Raw genomic sequence first — 19,250 nt, 5'->3', positions numbered from 1 at the left:
TTCGTGGCTTGCATTGGGGTCACGAGATCAGTTTACAGGAAGTATCGGATTGCTGGTTAAAGCAATGGAGAGGCGCTCATATGAGCGCCTCTCCAAATGGGCTTGTACTTAGCCCCAGCAGAGTTCCAGGCCCTCTGCGACTGAAATCGATTCAACACCATCGGCGGGTTGATCAGTAATCAGCGCCACACCGGTATCATAGAAGTCTTTTCCAGGTGTGTTTTCGGGCTTCACGCCTTCGTCTGCCCATTTCTTTACGGCTTCAACACCAAGCGAAGCCATCAGCAAGGGGTATTGCTGGCTTGTGGCGCCGATTACACCGGCCTGAACGTTTTGTACGCCGGGACAGCCGCCATCGACTGAAACGATCAGAACATCGTTTTCACGTCCAATGGATTTCAGGGCCTCGTAAGCGCCCGCCGCTGCCGGTTCATTGATCGTATGCACAACGTTGATCGTCGAGTCCTTGGCCAAAAGGTTTTCCATGGCGCGGCGCCCGCCTTCTTCGTTGCCGTCGGTCACGTCACTACCAACCAGCCGCGCGTCCGTTTCGTCGCCAATGACATTGGGATCAGCCAGGTCCACTCCGAATCCGTCAAGGAAGCCCTGATTGCGCAGAACGTCTACTGTTGGCTGGCTGACATTCAGATCAAGCGTCGCGATTTTTGCGTCTGCTGCAGCGTCACCCATTTTGGCCCTTGCCCATTGCCCGATCAACAGTCCGGCCTTGTAGTTATCCGTTGCGAAAGTTGCATCAGCTGAATCGATCGGGCTGAGCGGTGTGTCCAGCGCAATAACCAAAAGTCCTGCATCCCGCGCTTGTTGGACCGCTGGAACAATCGAGCTCGTGTCCGATGCCGTTAGTAGAATTCCCTTTGCACCGTCGAGGATGCAAGTTTCAATGGCCTGAACCTGAGTTTCGTGGTCGCCGTCAATTTTACCAGCAAAGGCTTTCAACGTCATGCCAAGCTCTTCAGCCTTGGCTGTCGCGCCTTCTTTCATTTTTACAAAGAAGGGATTGGTGTCAGTCTTCGTGATCAGGCAGACGGTTTCTCCGGCTGCCTGAGCAGAGGCCGCTGCCATCGTGAGCACAGTCGCAGATGCGGCAATCTTGAATAGATTTCTCATATTTGTCCTCCCAGAAAATATTTGTTGCCCCGAGCGGCGTACCAACGAGGCCTACCTCCATCCTCTAATGAAGGTCTCATTCAAGAAACTGTGATTCTGGTCTCTCTGTCAATAAATAAATAAAGTTTATTTATTAATTTGATCGACCGCCTTTCCATAGTAAAACAAGGTGGTTATGTTTTGAGTTATGGAGAAAGACGCGCTGAGAATGCTGACAGGAGGCGTAAGTCAAAGCGGTGTTCGAGACCACAACGAACGTCTGATTTTGACAGTTTTACAACGGCATGGGCCTACGGCGGGTGCCGACGTTGCGCGGTTGACAGGTCTGTCTCCACAGACTGTTTCAATCATTTTGCGCAAGCTCGAAAAAGACCAGATTCTCAAACGCGGAGCCCCGTTGCGAGGAAAAGTTGGAAAGCCCTCGATCCCAATGGAGTTAAATCCGGAAGGCATCTTGTCAGTCGGGATGAAGATAGGGCGACGCAGTGCCGATCTGCTTTTGATCGACTTTACAGGCAAGCCGCGCCGCCAACTTTCCACAACCTATGATTATCCGTTGCCAGAGGCCGTTTTCGGGTTTTTGGATTCTGGCTTGGAAACGCTACTGGCTCACGAACCGCAAAGGCTTCGTGATCGCGTATGCGGGATTGGAATCGGCACACCGTTCGAACTTTGGAAATGGCACGACCTGTCTGGGCTTGCCGCCAAGAAGTTTAGTTCCTGGAAAAACGTTAACTTCTTCTCGGAGGTCGCCAAGTTCAGCGACTTGCCGGTTTTTGTAGTCAACGACGCGACCGCTGCGTGTCACGCGGAGCATCTATATGGTCGTGGGGCTGAGTATCGCGATTACTTTTATTTCTTCATTGGGTCAATGATCGGCGGCGGAGTCGCGTTGAACGGCACCGTGTTTGAGGGCAACCAAGGCAATGCTGGTGCCTTGGGCGCGATGCGCACGACGGGTCCATTGGGTGAAAGCCAGCAACTGATCGACACCGCCTCACTGTTTCTGCTTGAGGACAGGCTGATCGAAGGGGGCGTCGATCCCGCGATTCTCTGGAAGAAGCCGCAGGACTGGACCAGCATCACACGGTATGTCGAGCCGTGGATTGGAGCGACTGCGCAGGAGTTGGCCAAGGCCTCTCTTTCAATTTGTGCCGTCATCGACTTCGAGGCCATTTTCATCGACGGGGCGTTCCCGCCGGACGTAAGAGAAGAGTTGGTGGCAAGGGTTCGGCGCTATCTGGTCAACCAGGACAAACGCGGTCTTATCCCTCCGGTCGTGGAAGCCGCAGCAGTCGGAGAAAACGCCCGTGGCATTGGGGCGGCAAGCAGCCCAATTTTTCGCCAGTTCCTACTAAACACCAATGCAGGCCTTTCTGGGATGTAGCAGCAGTTCGTCGTCAAAATTCCTAATCAGGAAAGAGTCGCGGATTTCGGAGGGGGCGGGGGACTCGCCTTTCTGGCCGGGGCCAGCCGTAGGTTTCCTTTCTGGGGTTTGTTTTGGCGGCAGCGATTGCCGTTGCGCCTTTTCCCATGATTTTTATCTTCCTTGGCTAACCGTCGTGTGCCCGAATGGGTGCGCTGCGTTTTTCTGCTGAGCCGATAGTTCTCTTTCGATACCTTCGGCGTGTGCACCGTCCGCTATCTGGAGGCTGCAATGCTGTAACGTCAAAATCGACGAATGTTCGGAACGGGCCGTAATTCAATCCAACTGTTTCTTGAATCTCAGAGTTGCCGCCAACAATCCGAATACCGCAAACCCGATCATCCAGAGAATCCCCCAGCGCAACTCATAAAGGGAAGCATCGCGCAGGACCACGCCGCGGATCATGTCCATAAAATGCGTGGCCGGCAGGACTTGTGCGATGGTTTGGACAGGTCGCGGCATGCCGTCGAAGGGGAACATGAACCCGGACATCAGGATCGAGGGCAGCAGGACAAAAATGGTCATCTGCATCGATTGGAGCTGGTTCTGTGCAAGTGTTGAAATGACCAACCCTAGCGACAGGCTGGCAATGATAAAAAGCAGCGTCACCACAAGAAGAACGCCCAACCCACCATTGATTGGGACATCGAACAACACGTGCCCGATACCAAGGATGATTGCGACCTGCAGCAGCCCCAGGAAGATATAGGGTATGATCTTGCCAATCATCAGCTCGATGGACTTGATCGGTGTGTTGATCAACATCTCCATATTTCCCCGCTCGCGCTCACGGACGATAGCGGCCGAGGTGAACAGGATCATTGTCATGGTCAGGATAACCCCAACCAAACCGGGTACGATGTTCACCGCCGACCGCTGTTCGGGGTTGAAGTAGAGCGTGACTTCAAACGTAGGCACCTGTCGGTTGGGCGGTTGCTTGAGCAACTCGGTCAGTGGCATCGTGCGCAGGGACTTGATCGCGCTGGCGACCATCGTGTCCGAGCCGTCCACGATCCAATGGGCAACAGGCCGACTGCTGGTCTGGTTGGTTGCGTCGGGCAATCCCAATCCGACGGAAGGGCTTCGGGCAAGGCGGTGGCTCACATCCTGAGGAATAATTAAAGCGGCGCGTACGCGAGATTCGGTGATCACGCGTTCGGCCTCTTGCGGGCTGGTCAACTCCTCGGTGATTGTTACGACCTGCGTGGCCTGAACAATCTGCGCCAGCGTGCGCGACAGTTCAGTTCGGGATTGATCCACCAGTGCGACGGGCACGTGACGCAGATTTGTGTTTATCGCATAGCCGAACAGCAGCAGTTGGATCAGTGGTATCATGACAACCATGGCAAAGGTCATTCGATCTCGCCTCAGCTGAAGCAGCTCTTTTTTCAAAACGGCTGTGATACGACGCGGCGAGATCATTGTTCCGGCCCCCGCGTTGCGCTGACAAAGACGTCTTCAAGGTTTGGACGTTGAGACGTCAGGGTCAGGTCCGCAAACGCATCAAGCCGGGCGCGTAGCATATCAACTGGCCGAGGTTCGGACTTGTCGACCAGCACACGCAGCCGCGAGCCGACCTGAGCCGTTGAGAGTATCTTGGATTTGCCATCCAGCTCGTGTTTGACTTTTCTCAGGTCCGGCCCTTCCACCTCTACAACATCGGCGTCCAGATCATCCATCAATTGACGGGGGGACCCATCCGCCTTTTTTACGCCGTGCTGCAGTATCGCCAGCCTGTGACAACGCTCTGCCTCGTCCATGAAATGGGTCGACACAATCATCGTCGCACCCTGATCGACCAGATCGAACAGCTGCTCCCAGAACGTGCGGCGGGTTTCGGGATCAACGGCCGACGTTGGTTCGTCGAGAAACAGAAGTTTTGGCTGGTGCATGACGGTTGCTGCCAGCGCCAGTTTCTGCCGTTGTCCGCCGCTCATGCTGCCGCTTAGCTGATGCACGTTCGTTGTCAGGTCATAGGTGTGCAGCAACTCGTCAATCCGGTCCGCGGCTGATTTAGCCGGAATGCCGTAAATTTCAGCCGCGAACCGCAGATTCTCAAGAACGGTCAAATCGCGATAATACGAGAAGATCTGGGTCATATACCCAATCTCGTTCTTCAACGGTTCCGCCGCTTCGGGCATGGACTGCCCCAGAACCGAGATCGTTCCGCTGCTAGGGGTCAGCAAGCCGGTCAACATGCGCATGGTAGTGGTCTTGCCACAGCCATTGGGGCCAAGAAACCCGTAGATCTGGCCCGTTCTGATCTCAAGGTCCAGATTGTTGACCGCTGTGTTTTCCCCAAACCGGCGGGTCAGGCCTTTCGTCGAGACAACGATGTCGCTCATGGTAAGGGAACCTGCACAGGCACTCCGGCGGGTAAGTCCGGCGATGCGGTTGGCAGGTCAATTTCGGCGAGATAGACAAGCCGCGTACGGTCATCCTTGTTCAGTCCGTAATATGGCGTGAACGACGCATCGTCGCTGATCCAGCGGATCACGCCGTCCAATGGATCGGAGAGTCCGTCAATGCGCACTCTCAGTTTATCGCCGGGCTTTAGTTTGACGCGATGCGGTTCGGGCACATAGACACGCGCATAGGGTGTTTGACCGGTGACCATAACGACAACCGGGCTGCCGGATGTTACCCGCTCGCCCAGATTCCAAGGCAGTGAATCCAGTACACCATCGCGGGTCGCAACAACTGTCAGGTCATCCAACACGGTCTGCTCGGCAGCAACCGTGGCTTCTGCTGCACGTACGTTGGCCTCGGCGACAGCAATATCTTCGGGACGGGTGCCGTTTTGCAGCTCTTTCAAAGATTCCTGAGCGCTGGCCAACTCGGCACGCGCAGAATCGCGTAAGGCCAGATCATTTGCCACCTGTGCTTCGGTGACGACCGAGTTTTCGACCAGTCTGGCGTTTCTTTCATAGATGGCTTCGGCGTCAACCAGTCGCGCAACAGCACCTGCGACCTTGGCTTCGGCAATTGCAATCTCTTCTTCCCGCGGTCCGACCTGCAGCTTCAACAGCGTGGCCTGCGCCTTTTGAAGCTCGGCCTGTGCCAGGCTGAGCTTGGCAGTCTGTAATGTTGGATCGAGTTGAACCAGAATATCTCCTGCTTTGACGACAGTTCCTTCGGCGATCGGTAAATCGACAACGATTTCACTGGCCGTCGCAGTCAAAGCCACCCGGTCGCGGGCCAGTACGCCCAGGGCCACGCTCGTGTCGGAACCAGAGCACCGATCCAGAACGGCGGGCAAAACGGCGACCAATATCAAGGGTATGGGAATCGTCAAATTCAGCAAGGCTACCTTCCGGTTTCTGGCCGCTATTCAGGTGGGCCGGTTATTGAATCATACAATCAGGAAATTCGATTTGTATATATCGTCCTGCAGCAGCGTCACTCAAGCAGGCACCCCAGCCAATCTTCGAGGTTTTGGATGTTCTGGCGGCAGCATTCGACTTCATTCGGGCCAATGACACCGCTGGGCGTGGCGTGAGCAACGTATTTTAAGCTCACTTTGTCCCGCGTACTGTGTGTTTATACGCATCGATATTTCGCGCACGCAGCGAACGGTGGGCTTTATGGCTGCGACTGCAGCACCACGGCATTAGGTTGAATGTCGACTCTGGGCCGCGAACGCCTATCTGTTGCTATCTATTGAAGACTGGCGCGGTTGTTTCGGAAGGAGGCGCGCACGGCTTTGAGATATTCGCGGCGCAGCAAGGTTGTAACAGTGCCCGTCTCACCGTCACCTATTTGTCGGCCATCGACTTCGGGCACCGGCTGAACATAGCTGGAAGCGCCAGTGGCAAAAGCTTCATCCGCCCTGAAGACGTCGTCTAGCGTATAGGTGGCATCGACCACTTTCAGCCCCAGGTCGTCGGCAACGCGTAGCATGGTCTGGCGGGTGATCCCTGGCAGAATATCACGGCTGAGGGGGCGGGCGTAGATGCAGCCATTTCTTACGATGAAAAACGACATTGCCCCGCATTCTGTCACTGTGCCATCGGGCGCAATCATCAGCGCCTCATCCGCACCGGCCTTGCGGGCAATTTCTTTCGCCAGAACCTGACCTAACAAGTTGCTGGTCTTGATATCTCGCCGTGCCCAGCGAATATCCGGTGCGCTGGCCAGTCGCAGAGGTTGCGGCGGATCGGCGGCCAGCCCCCCGTGCAGCGGCTGGGTGAAGGCAAAAACGTTGGGTGACAGGCCGCCGGGGTAAAGATAATCGCGATCATGCGCGCCACGGGTGACGTGCAGATAGAGAAACGCTTCCTCCACCCCGTTGCGCGCAATCAGCCCCATCAGCCCGTCATATAACGCACCCTCGCTCATCGGTGGCCGCATTTCCAACTCGGCCAACGACCGGTTCAGACGCTGCATATGGTAATGGAAATCGATGATCTGCCCGTCCAGAATGCCAAAGCCTTCATATACAGCGTCAGCAAACAGCAGGCCCCGATCAAAGATTGGCAATTGCGCTTTTTCCTCGGGCATATATGTCCCGTTCAGCCAGACTGTTCTGCTCATGTTTTTCCCCGCTATTGTTTGTTGTTGTTCAGGAAGCGACCTGCGCGCGTGTGGGTCTGGTGCCCCTGAGAAAGGGTGACCTGCCCGTTTACAAAAACGTAATGAATGCCTTTGGCGGGCTGCTCTGGAGCGTCGAAATCAGCCACATCCGAGATTGTCTCTGCATCAAACAGTACAAGGTCTGCCTTTTTCCCGACTGCAACTTCTCCGCGATCGGTCAGGCCGAACTTTGCTGCGGTCAGGCCGGTCATCTTGTGCACAGCCTGTGCCAGCGAGAACAATTTCAGATCCCGAGTGTAATGCCCTAAGACCCGTGGAAAAGTGCCCCAGAGCCGAGGATGCGGTTTTTCGGTGCCAGGCAGCCCGTCCGATCCGATCATCGACGCCGGGTGTTGTAGGATCCGCTGTACATCCTCTTCGTCCATGTCGAAATAGATAGCGCCAGCGGGTTTCAACTTTGTACAGGCTTCTTCCCGCGACACGCCCCATTCTGCAGCAATGTCATCAAGCATCCGTCCTCCAACCTCCGGGTGCGGGGCGGACCAGATGACAATCACATCTTTAGCGGCATCAATGAAACGCTCCATCAGAGCAGAAGACGAGGCGGTATAGGGGTAGACATCCATGGCGACCTCTGCTTTCGCGCGGGCTGCGTCAATCATGGCGAGCGTCGTTTTGCTTTTACCGAAGTTGCGAAAACCTGCGCATTTGTGGTGCGACAGGATCAGAGGAACATCGGCGCGTTGTCCAGTGGACAGGGCTTCTTTGATGGCTTCGATCACGCCGTCACCTTCATCCCGAACATGGGTTGTGTAAACGGTGTTCGGGTGGTGACGTAGCACCCGTGCCAACATCACAACTTCTTCCCCAGGAGCCGCCATCGCGGCGGGATAGTCCAATCCACTGGAAAGCCCGGCCGCGCCCTCGGACAGCGCCTTATCAAGCAATTCTGCCATTCGGTTGATTTCTGCACTGGTCGCGGCATGCTCCAAATCCGACCCCATTACGGTGGCACGTAGTGATGAATGCCCGGCCAGCAGTCGCACATTGACGGCGGGCGCTTCATCCTTGATCGCGCGTCGATACTCGGTGACGGTTTCAAAGCTGATTGACTGCACGTCCGGAGTGACATTGAACGGGTCTGGCAGATCTTCCTGCACCCTGAATGGAGCGGCGCTGATCCCGCAATTCCCAGTCACAACCGTGGTCACCCCCTGTGTCACCTTAAACGACATATCCGGGGTGCGTAGAAGCGCCCAGTCGTCATGAGTATGTGCGTCAATGAAACCTGGGGCGAGGCACAGGCCGGTCGAGTCAATTTCCGCCTGCGCACGAATACCGTCCAGTGGCCCGACACCGACAATTTCGTCTCCTGATACTGCCACATCTGCATTGCGGATGGAGCCACCGGTACCGTCAATTACCGAGGCATTGCGGATCAGAAGGTCACATTCTTCCAACGTAGTTTTTCGAGTACTTCCTGGCATGGCGACCCGTCCCAGTTTTCCCCAGACTATTGCCAATCGCGCCGCAAAGGTGGTTTCAAATGAACAATTTCTGGTCGCAAATGAGCAAATACCTCTGACAATACACCATCCAACCTCGACAATTTTTGAGAGGTTGTAAGTATTTCTGGTTCTGATCCAAGGATTTACTATAGCCAATCCGACGTTGCACTGGGTGTGGTTGCGAAGAATACGATCGACAAGCTGTGGTAAGATTCCTCTATGTTTTGGCGCATGACTAAAGCGGTACTTATCCTTCCGGGTACAGCACTGATCTACATCCCGATTTTGGTCCAATGTTTCAGCGACCAATGGCCATTTGGTGCAAGTGTGGGAACGCGTCTGCATTGGGCTGTGGCAGCGATGTTGGCTGGCCCCGCGCTTGCCTTGGCCGCGAACACGATGAAACTGTTTGTTCTTGAGGGATACGGAACTCCTGCACCGTGGGATCCACCTCAAAGATTTGTGGTCAGTGGACCTTACCGCTACGTGCGCAACCCCATGCTTTCATAGGTTATTCTAATGATACTGGCGGAAGCACTAGCAATGAGCAGCCTATTCCTGTTGGGTTGGGCGATAGTGTTCTTTCTCCTCAACACACTTTACTTCAAATTCGTAGAGGAGCCGGGGCTGGAACGACGCTTTGGCGAGGACTACCTGCGGTACAAGGCGAAGGTGCCGCGATGGGTTCCCATGTTTCGGCCGTATGAGCCCTCAGGCGCGAACGACAATTGAATAGCAGGTTTTCCCGCGACGTGTGAGTTTGCTTATGACTTGATTTCGCTGTTTCCGCGAATGACTGCAACGATGAGCCGCACCGCGGCATCACGACACCTGAGCGCGTGCCCGCTTTGGGCCGATGTAGTCATCCTAGTCAGATAGGCCGCCATTGATGGGAGTGTGTCCGTCGAAAGACAGATGACGAGTCTTTTCTGGATTACGCACGACGTAGATCGCTGTGATCATCCCACTTTCTATCTCCAACGACGTGGTTTGCAAAATGTCCCCCGTTTCGTGGCTGAGGATCGAAGGCAGATTGTTCAGGTGGCAGAATTGCCATTGCTGGGCAGGTTGATCAGTGTATTTACGCGCCAGACCAGACAATAACCGCATCACTTTGTCTCGGCCCAAAATCGGGTTGAGTGTCGCCAATACTTTGCCGCCGCCATCCGAAACAAATCTTACGTCTTGCGCAAGTAATTTGGCGAGAACGTCAGTGTCGCCGCTTTTGGCGGCCATGAAAAATGCCTTCGCGATGGCTTCGCCTTGTTGGGGCTCAACCTGCGTTCGAGGTTTGTTGCGCTGCACATGTTTCCGAGCTCGGCTAACAAGCTGGCGGCAGGATTCAGGTGTGCGTTCCAATGCCTGTGCCAATTCGTCATATGATTGCTCGAATACATCGTGGAGCAGAAAGGCTGCCCGCTCGAGAGGTGTCAGCCGCTCCAGCGCCAGAAGGAGTGCCACCGAGACGTCACGATCCAGTCGCTCGGTGGCATCATCTGTGATCAGTGGTTCCGGCAACCATTCACCGGGATATGTTTCGCGTCGAGTATGCGCGGCCCGCATGTGATCCAAACATAACCGCGTGACCGCTCGGATCAGAAACCCAGTCGCGTCCCGCACGCTAGCATGATCAACCTTCTGCCAACGCAAAAATGCATCCTGTACTACATCCTCTGCGTCACTAACAGTGCCCAGCATTCGATAGGCGACCGCGAACAAGCGCGGTCGCAGATCGACAAATGTTTGGTCGTTATCGAGTGAAGTTATATGACTCATTCGGCCGTGGCCTCCTTGGCGGCAGGATGTGGCGTTGCAAACCCAATAGCAATGCGGTTCCAGGCGTTGATCGTTGTCACTACCAGCGTCAGGGCGATTTTTTCCTGATCTGAAAACTGAGCGGCCATCTCATCATAGGTGTGATCCGGTGCACCATTCTGCTCGATGCGGGTCAGCGTTTCGGCCCAGGCAAGAGCGGCGCGTTCACGCTCGGAATAAAGAGACGACTCTCGCCACGCATTCAGCAAGTGAAGCCTGTCTTCACTCTCGTCCTGCGCACGCGCGTCATTGGTGTGCATATGAATGCAGAAAGCGCAGCCATTGATCTGCGACACGCGCAACTTTACTAATTCGATGAGACTGTGCTCAAGGCCCGCTGTTTTGAGGCATTCCTCCATGTCGAGCATTGGCTGCATCAGTTGCGGGGCAACGGCGAAATGGTTGAGACGGGATTGCATGAGGTGCTCCTGTATTTGGGTGTATAGAAACAGGACGCGGCAGGCGTGGAGTTTGTGACATGGGTGCGCAACAAATCAGTTTGTATTGCGTGGCAAGGACAGCTGAATCTCAATCGAGTTGCGCAATTTTCACCAGCATTTCGCGAAAGTTTTCTCGAGAGGTTACGCAGGCCGACGAGATCAACCAACAAAGCCGGCAAGTGCAGAGGGAACCGCATGGAAGAGGTAGCAAGTATCGAGACAACTTCAAACTGCTAGGCCAACTAGGCAAATTCCGACCGTTCGGAGACACAAAGTCAGCTTGATATCGGCAGTTGGAGGTCCTGTGGCTGACTGGTAAGTGCCGTCAGCAAGACAGCGCTCTGTTCATCAGACGGGAAGAACAATTCAATTTTTAGATCGTCGAGTGTTTCGTCGGCTACAGTGCTGAACTGCGCTATCGTTCCGAACATCGAAAGGCGATGTCCGGCAAATCGATAGACCGTGGGAATGGATGGTCCCACTATTGCGTCACTTGGTGCATGCGCGTGCGCCGCCAGTTCTCTTATCGCAACCTCCAAATCAGGTATGCCACCTGCCGCTGCACTTTCCGCGCGAAGGCGAAGCATGGTGTAATGCGCCACTTCAGGCCAGTTTTCAACAACCTGTGCCATCGTAGGGCCAGTCAGCAATTCAAGGAGGCTATTGCCTGCAGCCAATCCGAGAGGTGCAAACAGCACCGCAGCAGGACCGTTTAATTCTACAACCCGCCAAAGACGATCAAGCACCAGACCCGGGTAGGGGGCATGTCTTTCCAACGTCCATGTGACAGCGTTCCGAATGGGTTCCATCGCCGCATTGTCAAGCGGCGTCGCCGCATATCTCGGCGCGAAACCAACCGCCTTCATCATATGATTCCTGGCGTCAACAGGTACTTCCATAACCTCTGAAAGATGAACGATCATCTCAGGGCTAGGTCGGGAACGTCCGGTCTCCAGAAACGATATGTGTCGCGCACTGACGTCGGCTTCAACAGCTAGATCGAGCTGGCTCATCCGACGGCGCTTGCGCCATTCCTTCAATAGAACTGAGTAAGAAGTCATAAGGTAATCTTACACAATCAATTGTCAGAGATCACTTACCTCTGAGGTAATTGCTTTGAATACTCCTGACCGCGCATGACAGATCAAGTGAATTAGGAGGAAAACATGACATCACAACAATCTGCCATGCGTCGTTCAGGATGGATCCTGATTGGAGCGGGAGCGCTTTTTGCTTTGGCAGGGTTATCGATACTGCATCCCGTCGCCCACCTTTTCCTTAAGGTTGCCTATTGGCCGATGCAGGAGGTTGCGCCCGACATGGCGATACCGTCGCCATTGCTATTGGCCATCACCGGTGGGCTGACCGTCGGGCTCGGCGGAATGTCATGGGCATTAGGTACATATGTTGCGCCAATTTCCCCGGATGCGGCTCAAAGAGTAACCTGGGTTGCAACATGGTCCTGGTTTTGCACCGATAGCACTTTCTCAATCCTGGTTGGTGCGCCGTTCAATGCGGTGCTTAACCTGACATTCCTGGTCCTGCTTCTGGCTTCTTGTCGAAATCGTCGTTGATTGAACGGAATACGGTATGGTGGTTTGTAGCGGCTTTGAGGGAGTCAAAGCCGCTTATCTGTACCACCATCAATCCCTCTAGAGTCCTGAAATATCCACGTAGACTACGTAATCAGCCACTTTTCCCTCTTGCAGGCCAAGTCGTGTGGCGAAGGGGACTTCATGCTCGCTGCTGTCCTTGCGTGTATAGTGGACCGTGCCGTCGCAAAATACAGTGCTACTACTGGACCAGATGCCGGTTATCGTATGACGCATGGCGGCGATGGTCTGAAAGAAACATTCGTTGGCATGCTCAACAGGCCCGCGCCCGTTGATCGGGTCGAAATTCCCGAGGCGAAATGTAACGTCCTCTGTCAAATAGCTAACGACGTCGCTGGCGTTCATTGCGTCGACGGCCGCATAGAGTCCGGCAACCAGTGGTGCATGGGGCGAATTGTGTTTATTGGCAATCTGCATCTTTGTTCTCCTTGGCGGGTGATTGAAAACTTGTGATGTTCAGCGGCGCTTCGGCCTGCGATTTGTACGGAAGGCGCAGGATGTGGGCGAGGCGGATGTGCCCATTGGTTATGGCCAACCCAAGAAACAGCACCGCGAGCGCCGCGACCAATGTGAGGTGTATTGGTTCGTCAAAGGCCAGAGCCCCGAAGCCAATGCCGAAAAGAGTGGCGAAATATCCGACCTGAGCAAATCCGACGCCATCGGTGCGCCGCTGGACTTCGAAAGTCAGCACATAACTGAGTGCGGTGATCAGTCCGATCCCGGTTAACGCGGCAACCGGTCCAGGACCTGGCATCGAACCGGCCGCGATCTGACCACTTACAATGATCGGAAGACCGATCAGCAACAGTTGAAGCCCCAGTGTTCCGGCCGCCAGCGCTATGGGATCAGCACCCTGCGGGTAGGCCCGACTGCGAAAGACATTGCCCATTGCCAGCAGGAGAGGACCCGCCAGCGCAGCGGTGATCCAGCGCGGCGCAACGCCCGACAGGTCAAAGCCGCTATGGGTGGCAAAGCTGATGCCGACCAACCCGATCAGGATTCCGATCAGCCGGTATGACGGTAACATTCTCTTTTCGACCAGGGCCGTGATAGCGAAAGTGAAAAGCGGCGACAGTGTAACCAGCGCAGAGTAGAAGCCGGTCGAGACGTAGCCTAGTACTGTAAAGCCGATCAATGAAGGACCGCTGATGCCCAAAATCCCCGCCCCCAAGTAGTAGAACAGATACTTGCGATGTAGTGGCGGGCGGTTACCGGTGATCGCAACGATGGTGAATAGTACAACGCTCGCGACCAGAAGCTGCCAGAACAAAGCTTGCTGTGGCGCGCTACCTGCTATGGCTACATATTTGGACAATGTAAAACTGACCCCAACCAGCGCACCGATCGCGATGATCAGGGCAGTCGGCGGAAGGCCTGTGGCAAAGCGGGGCATCACGCGGCACCCTTTGTCAGATCTGCAATGAAATTCGTCGACTCCGGTCCGATCGGGATGATGCCACTCGGGTTAATGTGGCGGTGGCTAAGAAAATAGTGGGCGCGGATATGCTGCAAATCGATGGTTTCAGCGACGCCCGATAAACTTGATACGTCCGTCAGATAACGCGAAAGGGCCGGATAATCCGAGATCCGTTTCCAGTCGATCTTGAAATGAGTCACATAGACAGGATCGAACCGCAGGAGCGTCGGAAAGAGCTTCAGGTCAACCTCAGTCGGCACCGCTCCAGCCAGGTATCGCCGCATCATCAGCACTGCTTCTACGGTATCCAGCCCTGCATAAAGCTGATGGATCGCCTCGTCATATGCTTCCTGCGTGGTGGCAAAACCGACGCGATAGACACCGTTGCGAATGGGGGCCTGGATCATTTCAGCCAGCCGATCGATCTCAGCGGCGAATTCGGTTGGATAGAGGTCCAGAATGGCCGCGTCGACGAAGGCAGTGTCGATCATCCGCATGATGTCGGCGGATTCGGTGCTGATGATCTGACCGCTTTGCTTGTCTAATAGCACCGGGACCGTAATCGCGCCGGTATAAGAGGGCACAGCGCGTTGGTAAACTTGATAGAGGTAATGATCACGTGGCACACCGGCGGACTCGTCAAAGTCGGATTGGTCGATGACCCAACCGTCCTCAGACATCACCGAGTCCATCCAGGTTATGCTAATTACCTCGCGCAGCCCCTTGAGTGCCAATACCAGGTCGACACCATGACACCATGGGCAGGCTTTGGACAAATAGAGGTGATAGCGGCCAGACGCGGTCGGAAAGTCTGCCTCGGCGTCCGAACTGATCCAGCCACGAAAGGAACTGGGCAACCGGTGAAAGCGCCCGTCGGATTGCGCTGGCTTGTCGCGCAGAATTCCGTTGATGAGCATTTTGGGCATGGCCGTCTCCATCCAACATGTGTTGAGGACGACCTAATGTGTTTCCAATGGCATGATAATTGGCTATCAGGTTTACATTAGGGTGAGAAAAAGTTGACTATACGAGAGAAACATGATCGAAATCGGCGCTATCCCCGTATTTGTCGCTGTGGCTGAATGCGGCGGTTTTGCTGCAGCTGCGCGGCGATTGGGGATCACCAAGTCAGCCGTCAGCAAACGGATAGGTGCACTGGAAGCGCATCTTGGCACCCAACTGTTTCATCGCTCGACGCGCAGCATCTCGCTGACCGAAGCCGGTGAAATCTACCTGACGCATGCAATACAGGCGCTTGGATCGGCGCAGGAGGCGGAAGACGCGGTTGCGGCCGTTCAGGGTCACCCGGTCGGACACCTGAAGATCAGTGCGCCCATGTCCTTTGGACGGCTGCATATTGCACCGATGCTCACCGAGTTTCTGACCACTTATCCTGATATCACACTGGACCTGACTATGGATGACCGGGTCGTTGATCTGGTCGATGCGGGGTTGGACATGGCCGTTCGGGCCGGCACCCTGCCTGACTCTGCCATGATCGCGCGTCGGCTGGCGCCTATCCACAGTGTTCTTGTCGCCGCGCCGGATTATCTATTGCGGCGGGGTAATCCACAGCAACCTGAAGACTTACTGACGCACAACTGCCTTCACTATGCCTATTCACGCGATCCGATGGAGTGGGTGCTGCATGGACCACATGGTGAACTGCGGGTACGCACCAAAGGCACTCTGCGCATCAACAATAGCGAGACGCTTTGCGCTGCCTTGCTTGACGGACTTGGTATTGGGCGGTTGCCGACCTTTGTGGCGGGTGCTCATTTGGCCACCAGCGATCTGGTCCGGGTCTTGCCGGATTACGCATTTCCGGAACAGGCGCTTTATGCCGTATTCCCCGAGCGACGTCATATGCCAATGAAAGTTCGCGCCTTTGTGGACTTCCTCGCCGAACGGATCGGGAAGGACAGACCGTTCTGGGATGCCGAAGCGAGGCTTGATGCCTAAAGTTGCCGTCATTGATTATCGCGATCGTTACGCTCGGCGCAAAAAGCGACTTAGCACGCGCGGTAATTTACTTCTATTGCGGTCCAGGAGGCATCGGCCCGTGAGCCTGATCAAAAAGTGATAGGCGCGTGTTATTGGCCAACACTGATGAGGCCAGAGATCGCACGGGAAGGGTGGGATTGGCATCGTTGAGAGCAAAATACCGAGTGCTGCGGGACCCGCAAATGACGGTTTCCGTTTGAAGGTTGTCTGCCGACCCGGTTCTTGCTCATTCGATATTGGCCGCCCGACAAGCACAGGAAACGGATCGCTCAGCACGGATGTTTTTTCTTAACTGACTGGCATGCAGAAACTGAAAGGCATGACCATGGAACTGAAAGACAAAACGATCATCATCAGCGGGGCGAGCAGCGGAATCGGTGCAGCCGCAGCGCTTTTGTTTGCATCAGAAGGGGCAAACCTCGTTTTGGGCGCGCGTAGAGAGGCGCGGCTGAAGTCAATTGTTGAGCAGATAGAGCAAAGCAATGGGCGCGCCGTTTATCTGGCAGGTGATGTTCGCGATGAGGCATTTGCCAAGGGCCTGGTTGACTTGGCAGAACAACGGTTTGGTGGCCTCGATGGCGCATTCAACAATGCAGGCATTGTGGGTGATATGAGTCCAATTCCGGAAATGGAACTAAGCAACTGGCAGTCTGTCCTTGCAACCAACCTTACCAGTGCATTCCTTGCGGCCAATGCCCAGCTTCCCGCTTTGCAAAGACGTGGCCGTGGGTCAATCGTCTTTACGGGAACATTTGTTGGCTTCAGCAACGGCGGCATGCCGGGCATGGCGGCGTATGCTGCATCGAAAGCAGGACTGATAGGATTTACACAGTCGCTGGCATCGGATCATGCGGCGCAAGGCATTCGCGTCAATACAGTTCTGCCGGGCGGAACAAAGACTGACATGGCGGGTGACGACCCGGCGACGCACGACATAATCGCGGGTTTACATCCCGTTAAGCGCATGGCTGAACCGACCGAGATCGCTCAATCAGCCTTGTTCTTGTTGTCGGACCGAGCAAGCTTCGTGACTGGCTCTCCGTTAGCTGTTGATGGTGGTATGGCGACACGCCTGCTTTGAATACCTGCTGTTGGTCGCTTCATGGTCAACGGCAGCTGTGTCCACTTTTCCGGCGGGGCGGATCAAATGTCTGCCACCGCATGTTCACTCCGAACCCACATGTTCAATTAGCCAAATCGCAGCAAGAGATTGGCCTATTGCTTGGTGGTTGCAATCAGTCTGAGCTGGCGCTTTCATCGCTTTTGAGTGGCGACGGAACGCGACGCAAACTCCATGAGGCGCCTGAATTTTGGGCAATCCATATGGGTCTCTGCTAGACAATCCGCCACGTGACGCAACGCATCGCGTAGCCGGGTGAGACCACGGATTTGTTCATCAAGAGTATCTGCGCGCAGGTGCAATTCAGGGCGTGGCAATTGCGGAGTGCCATCATTGGCGAACATGTCCTTGATCTCAGTAAGTGAGAATCCCGCCATTTTTCCTAAAGAGATCAGAGCAAGCTGCGTCGCGACGCGTATCTCGAATTGCCGTCGAAGCCCATTCCTAGCGGCGGACTGGATCAGCCCGATCTCCTCATAATAGCGCAGTGTTGAGGGGGGGACGCCGCTCCTTTTGGACAGGACGCCAATATCGAGAAGTTTCATGGTTGACCTCAAGTGGACTTGAAGTGGCAGGATAGCTCCTCACTGGCACATGAGACAAGAGAGTTTACGATGACTGATACAGTGCAGGCGCAATCTTCTATTCCCATCCTGATCACTCTCGCTGCAACGACATTGCGCGACAACCATAATGTGCAGATAGCCTGAAATGAGGTTATTTACTTGGAATTGGCACTTGAAAAGAGCTTGTAGGAGCGATCAAGTGCCGAGAACAAAAGCGAATTCCGAGACTTCACCATGGCGTTCGCCAATGTTCTGATGAGATCAATCCGGCTCGGCCGCGCGCCTATAGACCTCTTTTCTAGTGTCGCCTACCCGGCACAACCAAACCCTCGCAGCATCACCTCAATGGAACGGCCTTACCGCGCTTCTTCGATCGCCGTACGCCGAAAAACTCACGGTTTGATCGCAACCATTCTAAAACGCCGAACAAACCTGTTTTCTATCAAAGGCGTATACGAGAAGCGTTGGGGCAGGGCACCTTTGATGCAAGAACTAAGATCCGAGCTCGAGCCGGAGCAGAACAATGAACTTGATCGGTTACTACTGCGGTTCCCGGCAAAGTGGTTTTGAAAACACAGGGCGGAAAACGGACTTTCGCAGCGAGTGCGAACCAATGAAGGTGCTTGCAAGAAAGCCGACATTCAAATGGTGAACACTTCAGAATCTAAGCTGCACCATCGTAAGTTGGATCTTAACCCAAATGCGTACTTAAACTAGCGAATAACTGACTTGCAGGTTGTTTGCAGAGAAGATCATCAACACTAAAATTATTAGGTTTGCGGCATGGAAATGGCTCTCGAAAACAAACGAAATGACTCTTTGATTGCTAGGCATTCGATTGGCTTGCAATGTTGCGTGGCAGCTCTTTAATCGGAAAAGGACCTCCCATGTCTCGACTTTCAAAACGCAGAGATTTTGCCATCGAAGTTTGTGAGGAGGCTGGGGCAATTGCCGAAGAGTATTTTGCGGATCGGGGTAATCTTGTCGTTGATCAAAAAGGCGCTCAGGACTGGGTGAGCGAGGCGGACAAGAATGTTGAAACCTTTATTCGTAAGAGGATTGCAGAGGCGTGGCCCAACGATGGAATTTTTGGTGAAGAGCACGGCGCTACCGTTGGTAAGAGCGGTTTTGACTGGGTGATTGACCCAATTGATGGGACAACGAATTTCGTCAACGGCATACCTGCATGGACTATTGTTCTGGCTGGTGTCACGGAAGGCCATACTGAGATCGGTGTGATACGTGATCCAAATGTGGACGAGACCTTTGTAGCGATGCGCGGAGAAGGTGCGACGCTTAACGGATCACCAATGCGCGTCTCGTCAGGGGTGTCGCTGCGGGACGGAACAGTCGCCGTGGGATATTCGAACCGGATTGAGACCCGGCATGTTTTACCTATTGTCGAGAATTTAATCGAGCACGGGGCTATGTTTCACAGAAACGCCAGCGGAGCGCTATCATTGGCCTACGTCGCTGCCGGGCGACTCTTGGGATACGTGGAAGAACACATGAATGCCTGGGATTGTCTGGCTGGGCAATTGCTGGTCTCGGAAGCGGGTGGCATTGTTGAGGATCAGAACGCCGATGTGATGATCCGCGAAGGTGGGCGCGTAATCGTGGGTACATCAGATGTGTTCGAGACCTTGGTTAAAATCGCAGAGAACGCTTGGAACGACTAAT

General features: G+C 54.6%; 19 protein-coding genes and 1 pseudogene. 7 read left to right on the top strand and 13 right to left on the bottom strand.

From position 1 onward, the window contains the following. Window positions 1–108 precede the first annotated feature (108 nt). Complete coding sequence (locus ACR0B0_RS14185; RefSeq protein WP_480648440.1) at window positions 109–1,083, bottom strand: substrate-binding domain-containing protein; 975 nt, start codon at window positions 1,081–1,083, stop codon at window positions 109–111. Between the two features lie 232 nt (window positions 1,084–1,315). Here ACR0B0_RS14185 and ACR0B0_RS14180 point away from each other — a divergent pair. Both ACR0B0_RS14180 and ACR0B0_RS14175 read left to right on the top strand, forming a co-directional pair. Beyond that, a pseudogene (locus tag ACR0B0_RS14180) lies at window positions 1,316–1,498 on the top strand (winged helix-turn-helix domain-containing protein); the annotation flags it as partial. A gap of 60 nt (window positions 1,499–1,558) precedes the next feature. Continuing rightward, on the top strand, window positions 1,559–2,515 hold the full coding sequence (locus ACR0B0_RS14175; RefSeq protein ID WP_413247492.1) for an ROK family protein: 957 nt from the start codon (window positions 1,559–1,561) through the stop codon (window positions 2,513–2,515). A 315-nt stretch (window positions 2,516–2,830) separates the two neighbouring features. Here the strand turns inward: ACR0B0_RS14175 and ACR0B0_RS14170 are convergent, their stop codons facing one another. From ACR0B0_RS14170 to ACR0B0_RS14150, 5 genes are all read right to left on the bottom strand, one after another. Beyond that, window positions 2,831–3,976, bottom strand: a complete 1,146-nt coding sequence (locus ACR0B0_RS14170; RefSeq protein WP_480648309.1) for an ABC transporter permease — start codon at window positions 3,974–3,976, stop codon at window positions 2,831–2,833. Continuing rightward, window positions 3,973–4,899: an ABC transporter ATP-binding protein gene (locus ACR0B0_RS14165; RefSeq protein ID WP_480648307.1), complete on the bottom strand. Its 927-nt coding sequence runs from the start codon at window positions 4,897–4,899 to the stop codon at window positions 3,973–3,975. The genes ACR0B0_RS14170 and ACR0B0_RS14165 overlap by 4 nt, the downstream gene beginning before the upstream one ends. Further along, window positions 4,896–5,858: an HlyD family secretion protein gene (locus tag ACR0B0_RS14160; RefSeq protein WP_480648305.1), complete on the bottom strand. Its 963-nt coding sequence runs from the start codon at window positions 5,856–5,858 to the stop codon at window positions 4,896–4,898. The genes ACR0B0_RS14165 and ACR0B0_RS14160 overlap by 4 nt, the downstream gene beginning before the upstream one ends. Window positions 5,859–6,211: 353 nt before the next feature. Next, window positions 6,212–7,087: an aminotransferase class IV gene (locus ACR0B0_RS14155; protein ID WP_480648303.1), complete on the bottom strand. Its 876-nt coding sequence runs from the start codon at window positions 7,085–7,087 to the stop codon at window positions 6,212–6,214. A gap of 11 nt (window positions 7,088–7,098) precedes the next feature. Next, a complete protein-coding gene (locus ACR0B0_RS14150; protein ID WP_170351264.1) occupies window positions 7,099–8,574 on the bottom strand; it encodes an N-acyl-D-amino-acid deacylase family protein in 1,476 nt (491 codons plus the stop codon). 564 nt (window positions 8,575–9,138) lie between these two features. Between ACR0B0_RS14150 and ACR0B0_RS14145 the strand changes: the two genes are divergently transcribed. After that, complete coding sequence (locus tag ACR0B0_RS14145) at window positions 9,139–9,327, top strand: methyltransferase family protein (RefSeq protein WP_170351265.1); 189 nt, start codon at window positions 9,139–9,141, stop codon at window positions 9,325–9,327. Window positions 9,328–9,462: 135 nt separating this feature from the next. Here the strand turns inward: ACR0B0_RS14145 and ACR0B0_RS14140 are convergent, their stop codons facing one another. The 3 genes from ACR0B0_RS14140 to ACR0B0_RS14130 form a co-directional block, all read right to left on the bottom strand. Further along, window positions 9,463–10,371: a sigma-70 family RNA polymerase sigma factor gene (locus ACR0B0_RS14140; protein ID WP_170351266.1), complete on the bottom strand. Its 909-nt coding sequence runs from the start codon at window positions 10,369–10,371 to the stop codon at window positions 9,463–9,465. Next, complete coding sequence (locus ACR0B0_RS14135; protein WP_170379721.1) at window positions 10,368–10,829, bottom strand: carboxymuconolactone decarboxylase family protein; 462 nt, start codon at window positions 10,827–10,829, stop codon at window positions 10,368–10,370. The genes ACR0B0_RS14140 and ACR0B0_RS14135 overlap by 4 nt, the downstream gene beginning before the upstream one ends. 296 nt (window positions 10,830–11,125) lie before the next feature. After that, window positions 11,126–11,911: a helix-turn-helix domain-containing protein gene (locus tag ACR0B0_RS14130; protein ID WP_480648301.1), complete on the bottom strand. Its 786-nt coding sequence runs from the start codon at window positions 11,909–11,911 to the stop codon at window positions 11,126–11,128. A 105-nt stretch (window positions 11,912–12,016) separates the two neighbouring features. On the opposite strand from ACR0B0_RS14130, the gene ACR0B0_RS14125 reads away from it, so the two are divergent. Then, on the top strand, window positions 12,017–12,424 hold the full coding sequence (locus ACR0B0_RS14125) for a hypothetical protein (RefSeq protein WP_170362711.1): 408 nt from the start codon (window positions 12,017–12,019) through the stop codon (window positions 12,422–12,424). 78 nt (window positions 12,425–12,502) lie between these two features. Here ACR0B0_RS14125 and ACR0B0_RS14120 read toward each other — a convergent pair whose 3' ends face one another. From ACR0B0_RS14120 to ACR0B0_RS14110, 3 genes are read right to left on the bottom strand one after another with little or no spacing between them, the layout of a single operon-like run. After that, complete coding sequence (locus tag ACR0B0_RS14120; RefSeq protein WP_480648299.1) at window positions 12,503–12,880, bottom strand: nuclear transport factor 2 family protein; 378 nt, start codon at window positions 12,878–12,880, stop codon at window positions 12,503–12,505. After that, complete coding sequence (locus ACR0B0_RS14115) at window positions 12,864–13,856, bottom strand: DMT family transporter (RefSeq protein WP_480648297.1); 993 nt, start codon at window positions 13,854–13,856, stop codon at window positions 12,864–12,866. The genes ACR0B0_RS14120 and ACR0B0_RS14115 overlap by 17 nt, the downstream gene beginning before the upstream one ends. Beyond that, on the bottom strand, window positions 13,856–14,806 hold the full coding sequence (locus tag ACR0B0_RS14110) for a glutathione S-transferase family protein (RefSeq protein ID WP_170351272.1): 951 nt from the start codon (window positions 14,804–14,806) through the stop codon (window positions 13,856–13,858). The genes ACR0B0_RS14115 and ACR0B0_RS14110 overlap by 1 nt, the downstream gene beginning before the upstream one ends. Window positions 14,807–14,918: 112 nt before the next feature. On the opposite strand from ACR0B0_RS14110, the gene ACR0B0_RS14105 reads away from it, so the two are divergent. Further along, window positions 14,919–15,842: a LysR family transcriptional regulator gene (locus tag ACR0B0_RS14105; RefSeq protein ID WP_170351273.1), complete on the top strand. Its 924-nt coding sequence runs from the start codon at window positions 14,919–14,921 to the stop codon at window positions 15,840–15,842. Window positions 15,843–16,209: 367 nt separating this feature from the next. Further along, entirely contained in the window at window positions 16,210–16,965 is a 756-nt protein-coding gene (locus ACR0B0_RS14100; RefSeq protein WP_170351281.1) for an SDR family oxidoreductase, read from the top strand. Window positions 16,966–17,138: 173 nt separating this feature from the next. Here the strand turns inward: ACR0B0_RS14100 and ACR0B0_RS14095 are convergent, their stop codons facing one another. Continuing rightward, entirely contained in the window at window positions 17,139–17,549 is a 411-nt protein-coding gene (locus tag ACR0B0_RS14095; protein ID WP_480648295.1) for a helix-turn-helix domain-containing protein, read from the bottom strand. 908 nt (window positions 17,550–18,457) lie between these two features. On the opposite strand from ACR0B0_RS14095, the gene ACR0B0_RS14090 reads away from it, so the two are divergent. Then, window positions 18,458–19,249, top strand: a complete 792-nt coding sequence (locus ACR0B0_RS14090; RefSeq protein ID WP_425082295.1) for an inositol monophosphatase family protein — start codon at window positions 18,458–18,460, stop codon at window positions 19,247–19,249. Window position 19,250 lies beyond the last annotated feature (1 nt).

This window comes from Ruegeria sp. BA12, from assembly GCF_056539625.1.
This window is presented reverse-complemented; position numbering and strand designations above follow the sequence as displayed.

Excerpts from the sequence above, each read along its gene's own strand:
- ACR0B0_RS14185 (WP_480648440.1), bottom strand. The coding sequence starts at position 1,083 with ATGGCAGCGGCCTCTGCTCAGGCAGCCGGAGAAACCGTCTGCCTGATC.
- ACR0B0_RS14175 (WP_413247492.1), top strand. The coding sequence starts at position 1,559 with ATGGAGTTAAATCCGGAAGGCATCTTGTCAGTCGGGATGAAGATAGGG.
- ACR0B0_RS14170 (WP_480648309.1), bottom strand. The coding sequence starts at position 3,976 with ATGATCTCGCCGCGTCGTATCACAGCCGTTTTGAAAAAAGAGCTGCTT.
- ACR0B0_RS14165 (WP_480648307.1), bottom strand. The coding sequence starts at position 4,899 with ATGAGCGACATCGTTGTCTCGACGAAAGGCCTGACCCGCCGGTTTGGG.
- ACR0B0_RS14155 (WP_480648303.1), bottom strand. The coding sequence starts at position 7,087 with ATGAGCAGAACAGTCTGGCTGAACGGGACATATATGCCCGAGGAAAAA.
- ACR0B0_RS14150 (WP_170351264.1), bottom strand. The coding sequence starts at position 8,574 with ATGCCAGGAAGTACTCGAAAAACTACGTTGGAAGAATGTGACCTTCTG.
- ACR0B0_RS14145 (WP_170351265.1), top strand. The coding sequence starts at position 9,139 with ATGAGCAGCCTATTCCTGTTGGGTTGGGCGATAGTGTTCTTTCTCCTC.
- ACR0B0_RS14140 (WP_170351266.1), bottom strand. The coding sequence starts at position 10,371 with ATGAGTCATATAACTTCACTCGATAACGACCAAACATTTGTCGATCTG.
- ACR0B0_RS14135 (WP_170379721.1), bottom strand. The coding sequence starts at position 10,829 with ATGCAATCCCGTCTCAACCATTTCGCCGTTGCCCCGCAACTGATGCAG.
- ACR0B0_RS14130 (WP_480648301.1), bottom strand. The coding sequence starts at position 11,911 with ATGACTTCTTACTCAGTTCTATTGAAGGAATGGCGCAAGCGCCGTCGG.
- ACR0B0_RS14125 (WP_170362711.1), top strand. The coding sequence starts at position 12,017 with ATGACATCACAACAATCTGCCATGCGTCGTTCAGGATGGATCCTGATT.
- ACR0B0_RS14120 (WP_480648299.1), bottom strand. The coding sequence starts at position 12,880 with ATGCAGATTGCCAATAAACACAATTCGCCCCATGCACCACTGGTTGCC.
- ACR0B0_RS14115 (WP_480648297.1), bottom strand. The coding sequence starts at position 13,856 with ATGCCCCGCTTTGCCACAGGCCTTCCGCCGACTGCCCTGATCATCGCG.
- ACR0B0_RS14110 (WP_170351272.1), bottom strand. The coding sequence starts at position 14,806 with ATGCCCAAAATGCTCATCAACGGAATTCTGCGCGACAAGCCAGCGCAA.
- ACR0B0_RS14105 (WP_170351273.1), top strand. The coding sequence starts at position 14,919 with ATGATCGAAATCGGCGCTATCCCCGTATTTGTCGCTGTGGCTGAATGC.
- ACR0B0_RS14100 (WP_170351281.1), top strand. The coding sequence starts at position 16,210 with ATGGAACTGAAAGACAAAACGATCATCATCAGCGGGGCGAGCAGCGGA.
- ACR0B0_RS14095 (WP_480648295.1), bottom strand. The coding sequence starts at position 17,549 with ATGAAACTTCTCGATATTGGCGTCCTGTCCAAAAGGAGCGGCGTCCCC.
- ACR0B0_RS14090 (WP_425082295.1), top strand. The coding sequence starts at position 18,458 with ATGTCTCGACTTTCAAAACGCAGAGATTTTGCCATCGAAGTTTGTGAG.